Below are 15035 nucleotides of genomic sequence, written 5' to 3' on the forward strand. Positions count from 1 at the left end.
TGCGCGCATGCCGCGCTCGCTCGACTACCGCGCCACCTCCGTGCACCCGGCGGAGAAGGTCTACGCCGCGATGGTGGACCGTGACCTGCTGGAGCAGCAGCTGAAGCACCTCGGGGGTCCGGGGGCCGCGATCACCGCCTACGAGACCGAGCCGGGCGGCGTCCGGTACACGCTGCGGCACGGCATCTCCGCCACCGACCTGCCGTCGGTGGTCACCTCGTTCATCCCCGGCGGCGACCTGAAGATCGACCGCACCGAGCACTGGCGGTCCGGCGGCGCCGGGCGCTACGACGGCACCGGCTCGGTCGAGGTCGTCGGGACGCCGGCGACCGCCCGGTCGGTGATGCGGATCGTCGACGTCGACGGGGGCTCCGAGGTCATGATCCGGGCCGAGGTGACCGTGCGGGTGCCGCTGATCGGATCGCGGATCGAGGAGGCGGTGGCCGGGCAGATCGAGAAACTGCTGGCCGCCGAGACCGAGTTCACCCTGAAGCAGATCTCCTGATGACCGGCCGCCGGTACGTCATCACGCTGTCCTGCCCGGACCGGACCGGGATCGTCGCGCGGATCGCGTCGTTCCTCGCCGGCCTCGGCGCGTCCATCACCGAGGCGGCCTACCACGCCGACGTCGAGGCCGGGGTGTTCGCCACCCGCCAGGTCGTCGACGCCGCGTCCGTCCCGTGCGACGTCGAGGAGCTCCGCGAGCTGTTCGCCCCGGTCGCCGCCGAGCTCGGCGGGGAGCACCGGATCTCCGACACCGGGACCCGCAAGCGCGCCGTGCTCCTGGTGACGCGCGACCAGCACTGCCTGCACGACTTGCTCGGACGCGTGTGGACCGGCGAGCTGCCGGTGGAGATCACCCGGGTGATCGGCAACCACGCGTCGCTGGAGCCGATCGTGACCGCGCACGGGGTGCCGTTCCATCACGTGCCCTTCCCGGCCGCCGGCGACCGGTTCCGCGAGCAGGGCAAGGTCACCGCGTTCGAGGAGATCCGCAAGCTGGTCGACGCCGACGACCCGGACGCCGTCGTGCTGGCCCGCTTCATGCAGATCCTGCCCGCGCACCTGTGCGAGGCGTGGGCCGGGCGGGCGATCAACATCCACCACAGCTTCCTGCCGTCGTTCGCCGGGGCACGGCCCTACCACCAGGCGCACCGGCGCGGGGTCAAGCTGATCGGGGCGACCTGCCACTACGCCACCGCCGATCTCGACGCCGGCCCGATCATCGAGCAGGACGTCACCCGGGTCGACCACGGCGACACGGCCGCCGACATGGTGCGCCGCGGCCGCGACATCGAGCGGCTCGTGCTGGCGCGGGGACTGCGCTGGCACCTGGAGGACCGGGTGCTGATCCAGGGCAACCGCACCGTCGTCTTCCACTGATCCGGCCGCCACGCCCCACCCACGCCACGCCACGCGCCCCGCCCGCACCCCGTCACCCGCCGAGATGCAGATGAGCGGGCCGGAAAGATCCAGAATTCCCGCTGTGCTGCATCTCGGTGAGCGACGGGGTGCGGGGCGAGGCGAGGCGCGAGGCACGGGGCGGCGCGAGGCGCGAGGCACGGGGCGCGATGCGGAGCGCGGGGCGCGGGGCGAGGCGCGGGGCGCGGGGCGAGGCGCGGGGCGCGAGGCGCGGGGCGCGGGGCGCGGGGCGCGGCGGGGCCGCGAGACGCAGAGCGCCCGCCCGCGGGTGCGGGACGGGCGCTCGGGCGCGGGTCAGGCGGCGCGCTGCTCCGCGACCACCGGCTCCAGGGCGATCTCCAGGACCTCGGCGACGTCGGCGACCGGGTGCACCCGCAGCTCACCGCGCACCGACTCCGGCACGTCATCCAGGTCGGGCTCGTTGCGCTTCGGGATGATCACGTCGGTCAGCCCGGCCCGGTGCGCGGCGAGCAGCTTCTGCTTCACCCCGCCGATCGGCAGGACCTTGCCCTGCAGGGTGACCTCGCCGGTCATCCCGACCGAGCTGCGGACCGGCCGCCCGGAGGCGAGCGAGGCGAGCGCCGTGGTCATCGTGACGCCCGCGGACGGGCCGTCCTTCGGGACGGCGCCGGCCGGGACGTGCACGTGCAGCTTGCGCTGCGCCAGGTCCCCGGCGAGCCCCTTCGACCGCAGGTAGGACAGCGCGATCGAGACGGACTCGGTCATCACCTCACCGAGCTGCCCGGTGATCTGCAGGCCGGGCTCGCCGTCCATCGCGGTCGCCTCGATGAACAGCACGTCCCCACCGGCACCGGTGACGGCCAGTCCGGTCGCGACCCCGGGGACCGAGGTGCGCTCCGCGGTCTCCGGCGTGAACCTCGGCCGGCCGAGGTAGCCGACGAGCGAGTTGGCGTCGACCGTGACCGGGCCCTCGGCGCCGCCGTCCAGCTCGACGGCGACCTTCCGGAGCACCTTCGCCAGACCGCGCTCCAGCTGGCGGACCCCGGCCTCCCGGGTGTACTCGGCGGCGATCATGGACAGCGCGACGTCGGTGAACTCGACGTCGTCCGGCTCCAGACCGGCCGAGGTGATCTGCCGCGGGAGCAGGTGGTCACGGGCGATCGCGACCTTCTCCGGCTCGGTGTAGCCGTCGAGCGTCACGACCTCCATCCGGTCGGCGAGCGGCCCGGGGATCGCCGAGCCGTCGTTCGCGGTGGCCAGGAACAGCACGTTCGACAGGTCGAGATCGACCTCCAGGTAGTGGTCCCGGAACGTGTGGTTCTGCGCCGGGTCCAGCACCTCCAGCAGGGCCGCGGTCGGGTCACCCCGGAAGTCGCTGCCGACCTTGTCGATCTCGTCGAGCAGCACGACCGGGTTCATCGACCCGGCCTCCCGGATGGCCCGGACGATGCGGCCCGGCAGCGCGCCGACGTAGGTGCGCCGGTGCCCGCGGATCTCCGCCTCGTCCCGGACGCCGCCGAGCGCGACCCGGACGAACTTCCGGCCGAGCGAGCGGGCCACCGACTCCCCCAGCGACGTCTTGCCGACGCCGGGCGGGCCGACCAGGGACAGCACGGCGCCGGAGCCGCGCCCGCCCACGGTGTCCAGGCCCTTGCGGGTACGCCGGGACCGGACGGCCAGGAACTCGATCAGCCGCTCCTTGACGTCGTCGAGGCCGGCGTGGTCGGCGTCCAGGATCCGGCGCGCCTCGACGAGGTCGTCGGAGTCGGTCGTGGTGGTGGTCCACGGGATGTCGAGGACGGTGTCGAGCCAGGTCCGGATCCATCCGGACTCGGGGCTCTGGTCGGAGGCCCGCTCCAGCTTGCCGACCTCGGTCAGCGCGGCCTTGCGGACGTTCTCCGGCAGGTCGGCGGCCTCGACCTTGGCGCGGTAGTCGTCGTCGGCGGCGTCCGGGTCACCCTCGCCGAGCTCCTTGCGGATCGCGGCGAGCTGCTGGCGCAGCAGGAACTCGCGCTGCTGGCGCTCCATGCCCTCGCGGACGTCGTTCGAGATCTTCTCGGAGACCTCCTGCTCGGCGACGTGCTCCTTCGTCCACTCCAGGAGCTTCTCCAGCCGCACGGTCACGTCGGTCTCGGCGAGCAGCTCGGCCTTGTGCGCGACGTCCAGCCAGGACGCCCATCCGGCGAGGTCGGCGAGCAGGCCGGGATCGGAGGTCTGCTGCACCGAGTCGATGACCTGCCAGGCGCCCCGCTGCTGCAGGATGCCGACGACCAGCGCCTTGTACTCCTTGGCGAGCTCGTGGGTGCGCCCGGTCGGCTCGGCCTCGGTCAGCGGCTCGGCCTCCACCCACAGCGCGGCACCGGGCCCGCCGACGCCGCTGCCGATCCGGGCGCGGCGCTCGCCGCGCACGACGGCGGCCTGGTCGCCGTTGGGGAGCCTGCCGATCTGCTCGAGCACGGCGACGACGCCGACGGAGCCGTAGCGGCCGTCGATCCGGGGGACGACGAGCACCCGTCTCCCGTCGTCGTTCTCCCGCCCGCCTGCGCCGGCCGCGTCCACGGCGGCGCGCGTGTCGGGAGCGTCGAGGCGGACCGGGACGACCATGCCGGGCAGCACGACCGCGTCGTCAAGGGGCAGGACGGGGAGGATCAGCACATCACTCATGACCCTGCCAACGCTTACACCGTTGCACCCCATCCGCTGTCCGCTCACGGCGAACGCGCGGGACGCCTCACCAGCGTGGGCCGCCGCCCTGCACCTCGACCACCGCGGGCTTGACGTCGACGATGTAGACCAGCACGGCCACCATCGCCGCCAGCCAGAACATCGCGCCGCCGTACATCGGGCCGCCGGTGATGATCAGCAGCAGCAGGCCGACGCCGGTGATGCCCAGCCAGGCGTTCTTGGTGAGCTTCCCGGCCGCGGTGAAGGCGTCGGCGCGCTGACGCAGGGCGTGCAGGAACGCGTAGCCACCCACCGGGAGCGCGACGATCTTCAGGGCGAAGACGATCCACTGGTCGAGGACGTACAGCAGTTCCACGCGGCCAGAGTACGGGCAGTCCGGTCGCCGGTCACGCGGGCTCCGCATCGGCGATGCGTCGCGCACCCCTCGGCCGCACCGGGGCCGGACGGCGGACCGCCCCCGCCGGCGGGAGGGCGGCGGGGGCGGTCGGTACTGCGCACCGGGCGGGACGCCCGGCGGGTGTCACTTCTTGGTGGTGCCGGTGGTGCTACGCCGGGTGGCCGGCTTGCGGGCCGCCGCGGTGCGCGCACCGGTGTTGGTCTTCGGGTCGGTCTTCGCCGCGGCCTTGCGGGTGGTGGACCGGGTGGTGCCGGCGACCTCGTCCCCGGCCTCCTCGATCGCCTCGGCGGCGTCCTTGGAGACCTCGGTGACGGCCTCGGCGGCCTGGCCGGCCACGGCCTGGGTGCGACGCGCGACCTTCTCGCCGACCGAGCGGGTCTGCGTGGTCACCGTCTCCAGGGCCTTCTCGGCGGCGTCGTGGGTCTCGTCGACGAACTCGTCGACCCGCGCGTCGAACTTCTCGGTGAGGTCCTCGACGGTCGCGAAGGCCTGCTTGACCTGCGGCTGCTTGCGGATCTTGCCCCAGGCCTTCTCGCCGCGCTGGGCGAAGCCGACGTAGACGTCCTCGGCCTGGGCGCGGAACTCCTCGACCTGCTTGCGCAGGTTCTCGGAGCTGAGCTTGCCGCGCAGCTCCTTGAGGTCCTCCGGCAGCTCCTGCACGCGACCCTGGACCTCCTCGGCCCGCTTGGTCGCGGTGGACCGGACGTCGGCGACGGCCTTGGTCACGGTGGTGTAGGCGTAGTCGCCGGCGCCCAGCACGGCGAGCAGCGGGGTGCGGACGACCTCGGCCTGCTCGGCGGTCTGCTCGCGCAGCTTCTTCACGTCGGCACTGGTCGGGAGGTTCACGGCCATGGTGATCACTTCCTCGTCTCTGTCGGTGTGTCGGCAGCGCTGGCGGCGCCGTCGGTAGTGCTGCCGGCGGCGCTGCCGGTGAGACCGTTCTCCCTGCGGAACGACTCGTAGACATCGAGCAGCACGCGCTTCTGCCGCTCGGTGAGGGTCGGATCGGTGAGCACGGCGTCGGTGACCTTGCCGGCGGACCTCTCCTCGAGGATCCCGGCGCGCACGTACAGCGCCTCGGCCGAGATCCGCAGGCCCTTGGCGAGCTGCTGCAGGATCTCCGCGGACGGCTTGCGCAGTCCGCGCTCGACCTGGCTCAGGTAGGGGTTGCTCACCCCCGCCGTGCGGGCCAGCTGGCGCATCGAGACCTGTGCGGCCTCGCGCTGGGCGCGGATGTAGGACCCGATGTCCTCCACCGCGTGCCCGACCACCTGCTGTGCCTGGCCGACGACCTGGCCGACCTGTTCGACGGCCTGGCCGACGCGCTCGGACGGTTCGGTGGAGGGCCTGGGCCCACCGGCCGGTCCCGGTGCGGGGTCCGGTCTGGTGCCCATCGGCGCCACCTCCGATCTCTCCTCGTTGCCGTCACCGACGCTACGCGCCGGTGCTAGCTCCTGCAAGCGGAGTGCTAGCGCTGGTCACGTGGCGTGCGACACGTTCGTGACTACCCGATGGCAACGGGATGACGCCGGAATGACGCCGAGCGGGCTCAGAACACGAGCTCGCCGACGGTGTGGATGACCAGCCCGGCCAGCGCACCGACGACGGTGCCGTTGATCCGGATCCACTGCAGGTCCCGGCCCACCTGGAGCTCGATCTTGCGGGAGGTCTCCTCGGCGTCCCACTTCGCGACCGTCTCGGTGATCAGCGTGGTGATCTGGGACCGGTAGTGCCGGACGACGTAGCAGGCGGCGTCGGCCATCCAGCCGTCGAGCTTGCCGCTCAGCTCGGCATCGCGGCCGAGCCGCCTGCCGAACGCCATCAGCCCGTCCCGGACCCGCAGCCGCAGCTCGTTGGACGGGTCGTCGGCGGCGTCGAGCACCATGCCCTTGACGACCGTCCAGGCCCGCCCGATGAAGTGCTGCACCTCGGGGTGCTCGACGACCTGGCGCTTGACCTGCTCGGCCCGGTCCATCGTGGCCGGGTCGCTCTGCAGGTCGCGCGCGAACTCGGCCAGATAGCGGTCCACGGCGTGCCGCAGCGGGTGCTCCGGGTCGGTCTTGACGCCCCAGGCGTAGCCGCGGATCTCGGCGAAGAGCTTGTCGGCCACCATGTCGTCGACGAACCGGGGGGTCCACGACGGCGCCCGCTCGTGCACGACCCGCAGCACCATCTCCTGGTTGTCGGCGACCCAGTCGTAGGCCCGGTCGCAGACGAGATCGACCAGTCGGCGGTGCGCGCCGTCGGTCAGCACGCCCTCCAGGGCCTTGCCCAGCGGCGGGCCGACCGGGATCTCCATCAGCTTGCGGACGGCGACCGTCTCGATGACGTTCTGCACGTCCTCGTCGCGCAGCACGGTGACCACGGCGCGGGCGGCGGTCACCAGCTCGGTGGTGACCCGGTCGGCGTTGCGCTGCTCGCCGATCCAGAGCCCCACCTGCTCGGCGACGCCGACCCGCTCCAGCTTGTCCCGGACGACCGCCTCGGACAGGAAGTTCTCGCCGACGAAGTCGCCGAGGCTGTCACCGATCATGTCCTTCTTGCGCGGGATGATCGCGGTGTGCGGGATCGGGATCCGCAGCGGATGCCGGAACAGCGCGGTGACGGCGAACCAGTCGGCCAGTGCGCCGACCATGCCCGCCTCGGCGCTGGCCCGCACGTACGCCGCCCAGGGCAGCCCCTGGACGGACTCCAGGTACTTGGCGATGAAGAAGACGATCGTGGCCCCGACCAGGAACCCGGTCGCGACGGCCTTCATCCGGCGCAGGTCACGCCGCTTCTGCTCGTCGCCGGGCCCGAAGCCGCCGAGCGGCGCCGAGGGCACCGACCCGACGTTCCGGTCCTGCGGCGAGGTCGGAGCCGGGGCGGGGCGCTCCGGCGCGCTCGAGGTCTGCACGTCCCCATAGTGCCCCGCGGCACCGACAGCCGGACTCGGGGTACACCGGGGGCGATCTCGGGGAATACCCGGGGGTGGGGCCGGCCGGGTCCGGGGGCTGTCCCCGCCGGACCCGGCCGAGGCCGGTGGAGCGGCTGCTCGGCGGCGCCCGCGGTGCGGGCTCCGCGCGCGGGGGAGAAGTGCTCCCCCGGACGCCACTACCGGTGCGCAGCGTCCGGCCGGCCCCGGCACCCGGCATGACACCGGGCGGCAACGGGACGGGTTCGGGCGGACGGTGCGCCGGAGGTACGGGCCGGCAGGTGTTCAGGCCGGTCCGTACCGGGTGCGGTCAGCGCCGCAGGGCGACCCCGGTCGCGGGGGTCTGCTCCGCATCGGCGCCGGCCGTGCCGTGCGAACGGATGGCATCGACGACCGCCTCGACGACGACGGACGCGTCGGGCACCCGGTACCCGACCCGCGCCGGCGCGACGCGCCACTGGACCCAGCCGTCCGGCCGCTCGGTCGGCGGGGCGACCACGCCGATGCCGTCGGTGTGCAGCACGACGTCGGTGTGCAGGCTGAGCTCTGCGGGCAGCGCGTGCCGCGGCGTCATCGGGAACCACCAGGTGCCCTGCGGGGTCGCCGCGACGGGCACGACCTCACCGGCCTCCCGCAGCGTGCGGCAGACCCTGCGGCCGACCTCGGCGGGCACCTCGATGACGTCGATCGACTCGCCGGTGGCGAGCAGCACCTCGGCTCCCGGCCCCGGCACGAGGGACCAGCCGTGGTCGACGTACTCGCGTGCGGCAGCCCGCAGCTCCGCGCCGTAGACGGCTCGGTAGCTGTCCCACCAGGACATCGGGATCCACTTCCTTCCGCTTGCCGCGGCACCACCGTGGTGCCGCATCTGTGAAGTGCAACACCAGGATGCGGGTAAGAGTGACGTGCTCGCGAGTGGTCCGCGGCGAGCACGCGCGACGGCGAGACGAGCGGGTTCACCCCGACCGCACGGCGGCGAGGGCGCCGGTGAACGGCAGGTGACCGGCCCGAGCGATCGGACGGGCGGTGGCAACCCGGGCGACGCCCGCCGCCACACCGGTCGCCGTGCCGTCCGCCGGAGCGGCACCCGGAACGTGCGGCGGCGCCGGCACCCGAGGGGTGCCGGCGCCGCCGGTTCACGCACGAGCGGGGACGTGCCCCGCAAGGAAGATCAGATCACACGGACCGAGTCGGCCTGCGGGCCCTTCTTGCCCTGGCTGGCCTGGAAGTCGACCCGCTGGTTCTCCTCCAGGCTCCGGAAGCCGTTGGCCTCGATCGCGGAGTAGTGGACGAAAACGTCCGGTCCCTCGTCGTCGGTGGCGATGAAGCCGAAGCCCTTCTCGGCGTTGAACCACTTGACGGTGCCCTGCGGCATAGCTGTGTCCTTCTCAGATGGAGCGGTTCCGGTCCCTCACTGCGAGGGCCGGAGGTCGCGCGGGCCACGTCGGAGACACATCCGCATCACCGGCGAAGCCCACCGTCACAACTTCACACGGACGCTTCACGGCGATCGGGGAAGAACGACTGCAACCGCGCGGAGGCTATCACGGCCCGGACCACCCGGTGCCGATCCGCCGGGCGGGCCCCGCGGGACACCAGCCGCACACCACACGCTCCCCGCACGTCTCCGACGTCCCACCTGTCGCACCGGGCGACACGATGCGTGACGGTGTCCCGGATTTCCGGGCACACCCGGTCACCTGCGTCCCGAACGGGTGAGCACGAACGCCATTCCACGCCGACGGGTGAGCAGCCGGGCCGTCGACCCCCCGGACCGGGTGACCGGACGGGGTCCGGCCCGGCCGCGGGCGCTCCGGCACCCCGTTCGGGGTCGCCCGTTCCGGGCGCATTGCAGTCCGATCCGCTCGCTGTGTGACCGCTGGGACTCCCGTGGCGGGTGTGGCCACGAACGGGTCACTGGTGGACGACGGCCGGTGACTACAAGCTCTGCGCCGTCCCTCAGCACAGCAACAGCCCGCGAACTGGAGAGAACGTGCGATCCCGAGTCACCGCTTCCGTCGCCCTGACCCTCATGATCGGCACCCTGGGTGTGTACGGCGCCGGCGCGGCCGGCGCGGCCGAGCCCACGCGTGCCTCCGCCCAGCCGGTCGCCCTCACGGCCGCCGCGCCGGAACAGTCCGCCGGCGACGGCCCGCTGGACCGGTTGTTCAACACCCTGTTCGGTGGTGGGACCACCGCGCCGGTCCCGGTCGATCCGGCCCCGGTCACCCCCGCGGTGCCGGCGGTGCCGGCCGACGTCCAGGTGCCGGCCGAGGCACCGGTCCCGGCCGCACCCGCGGTCCCGGCGGTGCCCGCCGCACCGGCGGTTCCCGCCGCCCCCGCGCTGCCGGCCGCCCCGGCCGTTCCTGCCGCACCGGCGGTCCCCGCGGTCCCTGCCGCCCCGGCGGAGGACGCCGTGGCCGGGGAGGTCCCGGCCCAGGAGGTCCCGGAGCCGCCGGTCGAGCCCGCTGTGCCCGCCGTGCCCGCTGCGCCTGCCGTGCCCGCTGTGCCCGCCGCCCCCGCGGTCCCGGCGGCCCCGGCCGTTCCGGGGGTCCCGGCCGCGCCGGCCGTCCCGGGCGTCCCGGCTGCGCCCGCCGTCCCGGCAGTGCCGGCCGACCCGGGGGTGCCGGCCGACCCCGCCGTCCCGGGGGTGCCGGCCGACCCGGCCGTTCCGGGGGCCCCGGCGGCCCCGGCCGTCCCGGCGGTGCCGGGTGCACCGGCGGCCCCGGCCCTGCCCGCCGATCCCGCCGTCCCGGCGGTCCCGGGCGCGCCGGAGGAGGCCGACGCCGGTCCCGAGGCCGCACCGGGGGCCACCGCCACCCCGAGCCTGTGGGAGCGGCTGTTCGGCAGCGCCCGCTGAGTCGATCCGCCGGCGATCCACTGCCGTTCGACGGCGTCCCCCGGGCCCCGGGGGACGCCGTCGGGGCGTGCGGTCACCCCAGCTCGGCGGACCAGCCCCCGATCAGCGACCGGAAGACGCTGTCGAGCAGCTCGGACAGCTCGGTGCCGTCGTCGGCGAGCCAGCGCTCGTAGGCGGCGAGGCAGACCCCCAGGCAGGCGTGCCCGACGCTCTGCGGGACGAGGGCCGACGCCGGCTCGCCCCGGCGCTGGGCGACGTGATCGGCCACCACCTCACGCCACGCGGCGTAGCGCAGCGTGGAGTGGGCCTGCAGCGCGGGCGTGCCGAGGATCAACCGCAGCCGCCTGCGGTGCCACGGCTGCTCGGCCGGCTCGACGTGGTTGAACTCCAGCACCGCCCGCCGGATGCCCTCGAGCACCGGCAGATCGGCCGGCTGGGCGGCGAGGACCGCGCGCATCCGGACCAGCTGCTCGTCGAACGCTCCCCAGGCGACGTCGTTCTTCGAGGCGTAGTAGCGGAAGAAGGTGCGCCGGCCGATCCCGGCCGCGATCGCGACGTCGTCGACCGTGGTGTGCTCGAAGCCGTGGTCGCTGAACATCTCGAGTGCGATGTGCTCGATCTCGTACCGGGAGGTGACCGGCCGCCGACCGGCCCTGCGCAGCGGCGACACCCCGCCGGAACCGTCCGTGTCGTCCCGGCTGTTCCCGGTCAACGCCGACATCCCCGCGCCTCCCGCCCGTCCACACCAACGCTGCACCGATCATCCCACGGCTCCCGCACCGCCCGTTCGGACACCGCTCGGGGGCGCCGTTCGCCGGAAAGGGCCTCCACACTGTCGGTGGGCAGGAGCACACTCGCCTCGACACGGACCGGGACCGCCCCGGCCCACCCCGTCCGGGGACGTCGCGAGGGGGAACCGATGACCGCACCCGCCAGGGCAGGCAGCAACGCGGGAAGCGCCGAGGAGACCGATCCGAGACCGCTCGATCAGCAGATCGAGGACTACCGGCGCGAGCTGACCGGCTACTGCTACCGGATGCTCGGGTCCGCCTTCGAGGCGGAGGACGCGGTGCAGGACACCATGGTCCGCGCCTGGAAGGGCCTGGCCAGGTTCGACGGGCGGTCCTCGCTGCGGTCCTGGCTGTACCGGATCGCCACGAACGTCTGCATCGACGCGCTGAACGGCCGCAAGCGGCGGGCCGTGCCGATGGACCTCGGCGGCCCGGGGGCGCCGGTGGCCGGGTCGCTGCGCGAGCCGCTCCCGGACTCCGAGTGGCTGGAGCCGATGCCGGACGCGCGGGTCTCCACCCCGGCGGGCGACCCGGCCGACAGGGCGATCGCGAAGGAGACGATCCGGCTCGCCTTCGTCGCGGCGCTGCAGCACCTGCCCGCCCGCCAGCGGGCCGTCCTGATCCTGCGCGAGGTGCTCTGCTGGCGCGCCGCCGAGGTCGCCGAGCTGCTCGACACCTCGGTCGCGTCGGTGAACAGCGCCCTGCAGCGGGCCCGCGCGACGCTGGCCGACCAGGGCGTCTCCGAGGCCGCACCGGGCACCACCCCGGTCGTCGATCCGGCGCAGACCGAGCTGCTGATGCGCTACATGGCGGCGTTCGAGGCGTTCGACATGGAGGCGCTGACCGCGCTGCTGCACGCCGACGTCGAGCAGAACATGCCGCCGCTGGAGCTGTGGTTCCGTGGCCGGGACGACGTGGTCGCCTGGATGGCGACCGGCCCCGGCCAGGCCTGCCGCGGATCGCGGGTCGCCCCGGTGGAGATCAACGGCACGGTCGGGTTCGCCCAGTGGAAGCCCTCCGGGCCGAACGGCGAGTTCCAGGCGTGGGGCATCACCGCGCTGCGGATCGAGGGCGGCGCCGTCACCGGGCTGAGCATCTTCCTCAACACCGAACTGTTCGCCTACTTCGGGTTGCCGCTCGCGCTGGCGGACCGGCCGGAGCTGTGGGAGCCGAAGACGGCCGGGATCGCGGGGGGAGGAACCGTTCCGCCGACGGCGTAATCGGCGGCCGGGGCGCACCGGGCGGGCCTAGCGTCGCGGACGGGCCCGCCGATCGGCGACGGGCCCGAGTCCGGAGGTCCCGATGCCGTTCCTGTCCGCCCCGTCCGATCCCGCCGAGCGGCTCCTCGGCGCCCGGATCGTGCTGCTGTCCCGCGAGCTCGACGACGAGGTCGCCGCGGAGACGTGCGCCCGGCTGCTGCTGCTCGCCGCGGAGGACCCGCGGCGCGACGTCACCCTGCACCTACTCTCCCCCGGCGGCTCCCCGGTGGCCGCGATGGCCGTGCACGACACGATCCGGACCCTCGGCGTCGACGTGGTCACCGTCGCGGTGGGCTCGATCGCCGGGCCGGTGCCGTTCCTGGTCGCGGCCGGCACCCCGGGCAAGCGGTACGCGCTGCCGCACGCCGCGCTGCTGCCCTCGGCCTGGGACGCGGCGGGGCAGGTCCGGGGCGCGCATCCGGGCGACGTCCGGGTCCGCGCGGATCATCTGACCCACCGGCGGGAGGAGATCGACGCGCTCACCGAGCGGTACTGCGGCGCGCCGCTGCCCGACGACGCCCGGTCGCGCTGGCTGAGCGCGACCGAGGCGGTGACGTTCGGGCTCGCCGATCACGTCCGGGGATCGGATAGCTAAGCTTCCGCAGGTGCGCGTGTCAGAGCTGTCCCGGTCGTCCGAGGTCCCGGTCGCGACCATCAAGTACTACCTCCGCGAGGGCCTGCTGCACCGCGGCGAGACGACCTCGCCCAACCAGGCCCGCTACGACGAGTCGCACCTGCGACGGCTCCGGCTGATCCGCGCGCTCGTCGAGGTCGGCGGGTTGCCCATCGCCGTCGTCCGGGACGTGCTGGCCGCCGTCGACGACCCGGACACCGGGCTGCACCGGATGCTCGGGCGCACCGTGTACGCGGTCACCGGGACCGGCGACGGCGGCGGCGCGTTCGCCGAGCGCGCGGAGGCCGACGTGCGCGCCCTCACCGCGCACCTCGGCTGGCGGGTCTCGGACCGGGCGCCCGCGCTCGCCGGGGCCCGCAGCGTGCTCGCCCGGATGCACGAGCTCGGCCACCCGCCGGACGCGGACACCCTGCAGCGATGGGCGGAGGCGGCCGACCGGATCGGCGAGGCGGACCTGGACGCCGTCGGGCGGGTCGCCGACCGGGAGGGCGTCGCGGAGACCGCACTGGTGGCGACGGTGCTGGGCGACGCGCTGATCGCCGCGCTGCGCCGGATCGCGCAGGAGAGTCACTCGTCGAGCCGCTACCCCGCCGCCGGCATCTGATGGACAGTGTGACTATCCGATAGTTACAGTATCCGTACTGTCGCTCCGGAGGTCACGATGTCGCTGCGCACCGCACTCGCCTGGCACCGCCCGCTGATGATCGTCGGACTGGGCTGCGCCGCGCTGGTCCCGCTCGGCCTCCTCGGGGTCCTGCTCGATCCCCGGGTCCTGCTCGGCGCGCCGATCTGGCTGAAGCCGACCAAGTTCGCGGTCTCCATCGCCATCTTCTGCGTGACCTGGGCCTGGCTGTACGCGCAGCTGCGGGAGCGGCGCGGCCGGGCCCGGACGGCGTTCGTGGCGGGCACCGTCGCCGCGCTCGCACTGGCGATCGAGATGGTGGTGCTCGTCGTGCAGGCCGGGCGCGGGACGACCAGCCACTTCAACATGACGACGCCGCTGGACTCCACGCTGTGGGCGGTCATGGGCGGCTCGATCGTGGTGGCCTGGCTGGTCACGCTCTGGCTGACCGCCGCGCTGTTCGGGCTCCGCGGCCTCGATCCGGCGCGGTCGCTGGCCATCCGGGCCGGGGCGGCGATCGCGCTGGTCGGGATGGCGCTCGGGTTCCTGATGACCGGCCCGACGCCGGACCAGCTCAGCGACTTCCAGGGGATCGTCGGCGCGCACACCGTCGGCCCGCCCGACGGCGGGCCCGGCCTGGCCGTCGTCGGCTGGAGCACCGTCGGCGGGGACCTGCGGATCCCGCACTTCGTCGGGATGCACGCGCTGCAGCTCCTGCCGCTGCTGCTGATCGGCCTGGAGCTCGCCGCCGCCCGGGTCGCGGTGCTGGCCGATCCCCGGGTCCGGCGCGATCTCGTCGCGACGGTGACGGCGGGCTACGCCGCACTCCTTGCTCTGCTCACCTGGCAGGCACTGCGCGGGCAACCGCTGCTCGCCCCCGACGCGTGGACGGCCGCCGCGTTCGGGGTGCTGGTCATCGGCGTGGTCGCCGGGGCGGTGCTCGCGCTGCGGCGGCAGGCGGTGCCGGTCAGCCGATCCGGGAGGGACGGCCGCTGATCCGGTCCCGGTCGGCCGGCTCGGGATGGCCGTGGTGCTCGACCAGCGTCCGCAGCAGCCGCACCAGCTCGGCCCGCCGGCCCGGGGAGAGCGGGGCGAGCAGCTCGTCCTGGGCGCCGGCCAGGACGGCGTCGAGCCGGTGCAGCCGCTCCCGGCCGGCGTCGGTCAGCTCGACGACGTTGCGCCGCCGGTCGGCCGGATCGGGGGCGCGGGTGACCTCCCCGCGCCCGGCCAGCTCCCCGATCAGCCCGACCAGGTCGCTGGCGTGGATCCCGGTCCGCGCGCCGAGCCCGGCCTGGCTGGCCGGGCCGTGGTCGGCGAGCGTCGCCAGCACCGCGTAGTGCCACCGGTGTGCGCCGGCCCCGGCCAGCTCCGCACCGACCACCCGTTCCGCGTGCCGGGCGGCGAGCCCCAGCAGCCGGCTCGCGAGACCGTCCAGCCGTCCGTCGTCCGCCATCCCGCGACCCTACCGTTGCGTTGGTCAGACTCACGAA

Annotated in this window: 16 protein-coding genes; 7 read left to right on the plus strand and 9 right to left on the minus strand. The window is 74.2% G+C overall.

Annotated elements, in window-relative coordinates; genetic code table 11:
* Positions 1–7: 7 nt before the first annotated feature.
* Together ACVJO7_RS22915 and purU are read left to right on the plus strand one after the other, a co-directional pair.
* Positions 8–505, plus strand: a complete 498-nt coding sequence (locus tag ACVJO7_RS22915; protein ID WP_344018364.1) for a DUF2505 domain-containing protein — start codon at positions 8–10, stop codon at positions 503–505.
* Entirely contained in the window at positions 505–1383 is an 879-nt protein-coding gene (gene purU / locus ACVJO7_RS22920) for a formyltetrahydrofolate deformylase (RefSeq protein WP_491674575.1), read from the plus strand. Before ACVJO7_RS22915 ends, purU begins: the two co-directional genes overlap by 1 nt.
* 333 nt (positions 1384–1716) lie before the next feature.
* On the opposite strand, the gene lon is transcribed toward purU, so the two are convergent.
* The 7 genes from lon to ACVJO7_RS22955 all read right to left on the minus strand — a co-directional run bounded on the left by lon (position 1717) and on the right by ACVJO7_RS22955 (position 8754).
* Positions 1717–4047, minus strand: a complete 2331-nt coding sequence (lon, locus tag ACVJO7_RS22925) for an endopeptidase La (protein ID WP_491674576.1) — start codon at positions 4045–4047, stop codon at positions 1717–1719.
* Between the two features lie 67 nt (positions 4048–4114).
* Positions 4115–4423, minus strand: coding sequence for a DUF2516 family protein (locus tag ACVJO7_RS22930; RefSeq protein WP_344024613.1), 309 nt, complete (start codon positions 4421–4423; stop codon positions 4115–4117).
* A gap of 165 nt (positions 4424–4588) precedes the next feature.
* Positions 4589–5317 (minus strand): hypothetical protein, encoded by a 729-nt coding sequence (locus ACVJO7_RS22935; RefSeq protein WP_344024611.1) that lies wholly within the window; start codon positions 5315–5317, stop codon positions 4589–4591.
* A 5-nt stretch (positions 5318–5322) separates the two neighbouring features.
* On the minus strand, positions 5323–5859 hold the full coding sequence (locus tag ACVJO7_RS22940) for a helix-turn-helix domain-containing protein (RefSeq protein ID WP_491674577.1): 537 nt from the start codon (positions 5857–5859) through the stop codon (positions 5323–5325).
* Positions 5860–6014: 155 nt separating this feature from the next.
* Positions 6015–7361, minus strand: coding sequence for a DUF445 domain-containing protein (locus ACVJO7_RS22945; protein WP_491674578.1), 1347 nt, complete (start codon positions 7359–7361; stop codon positions 6015–6017).
* A gap of 328 nt (positions 7362–7689) precedes the next feature.
* The gene (locus tag ACVJO7_RS22950) at positions 7690–8199 is read right to left on the minus strand and encodes a bifunctional DNA primase/polymerase (RefSeq protein ID WP_491674579.1); all 510 of its coding nucleotides are present in this window, start codon (positions 8197–8199) and stop codon (positions 7690–7692) included.
* A 351-nt stretch (positions 8200–8550) separates the two neighbouring features.
* Complete coding sequence (locus ACVJO7_RS22955) at positions 8551–8754, minus strand: cold-shock protein (RefSeq protein WP_068796724.1); 204 nt, start codon at positions 8752–8754, stop codon at positions 8551–8553.
* 657 nt (positions 8755–9411) lie between these two features.
* On the opposite strand from ACVJO7_RS22955, the gene ACVJO7_RS22960 reads away from it, so the two are divergent.
* Positions 9412–10239, plus strand: coding sequence for a hypothetical protein (locus ACVJO7_RS22960; protein WP_491674580.1), 828 nt, complete (start codon positions 9412–9414; stop codon positions 10237–10239).
* A 73-nt stretch (positions 10240–10312) separates the two neighbouring features.
* On the opposite strand, the gene mftR is transcribed toward ACVJO7_RS22960, so the two are convergent.
* Entirely contained in the window at positions 10313–10951 is a 639-nt protein-coding gene (mftR, locus tag ACVJO7_RS22965; RefSeq protein ID WP_491674581.1) for a mycofactocin system transcriptional regulator MftR, read from the minus strand.
* A gap of 207 nt (positions 10952–11158) precedes the next feature.
* Here mftR and ACVJO7_RS22970 point away from each other — a divergent pair, with 207 nt between their 5' ends.
* From ACVJO7_RS22970 to ACVJO7_RS22985, 4 genes are all read left to right on the plus strand, one after another.
* The gene (locus tag ACVJO7_RS22970; protein ID WP_491674582.1) at positions 11159–12250 is read left to right on the plus strand and encodes a sigma-70 family RNA polymerase sigma factor; all 1092 of its coding nucleotides are present in this window, start codon (positions 11159–11161) and stop codon (positions 12248–12250) included.
* A gap of 82 nt (positions 12251–12332) precedes the next feature.
* Positions 12333–12884, plus strand: a complete 552-nt coding sequence (locus tag ACVJO7_RS22975; protein WP_491674583.1) for an ATP-dependent Clp protease proteolytic subunit — start codon at positions 12333–12335, stop codon at positions 12882–12884.
* Positions 12885–12894: 10 nt separating this feature from the next.
* Positions 12895–13527 carry a MerR family transcriptional regulator gene (locus tag ACVJO7_RS22980; RefSeq protein WP_344024594.1) on the plus strand — a complete coding sequence of 211 codons (633 nt, stop codon included), beginning with the start codon at positions 12895–12897 and terminating at the stop codon, positions 13525–13527.
* Positions 13528–13584: 57 nt separating this feature from the next.
* Complete coding sequence (locus tag ACVJO7_RS22985; RefSeq protein ID WP_491674584.1) at positions 13585–14541, plus strand: hypothetical protein; 957 nt, start codon at positions 13585–13587, stop codon at positions 14539–14541.
* Here the strand turns inward: ACVJO7_RS22985 and ACVJO7_RS22990 are convergent.
* Positions 14513–14998, minus strand: a complete 486-nt coding sequence (locus ACVJO7_RS22990; RefSeq protein WP_491674585.1) for a MarR family winged helix-turn-helix transcriptional regulator — start codon at positions 14996–14998, stop codon at positions 14513–14515. The genes ACVJO7_RS22985 and ACVJO7_RS22990 overlap by 29 nt on opposite strands.
* Positions 14999–15035: the final 37 nt, after the last annotated feature.

The sequence above is a fragment of the Pseudonocardia sp. DxW genome (assembly GCF_058448985.1).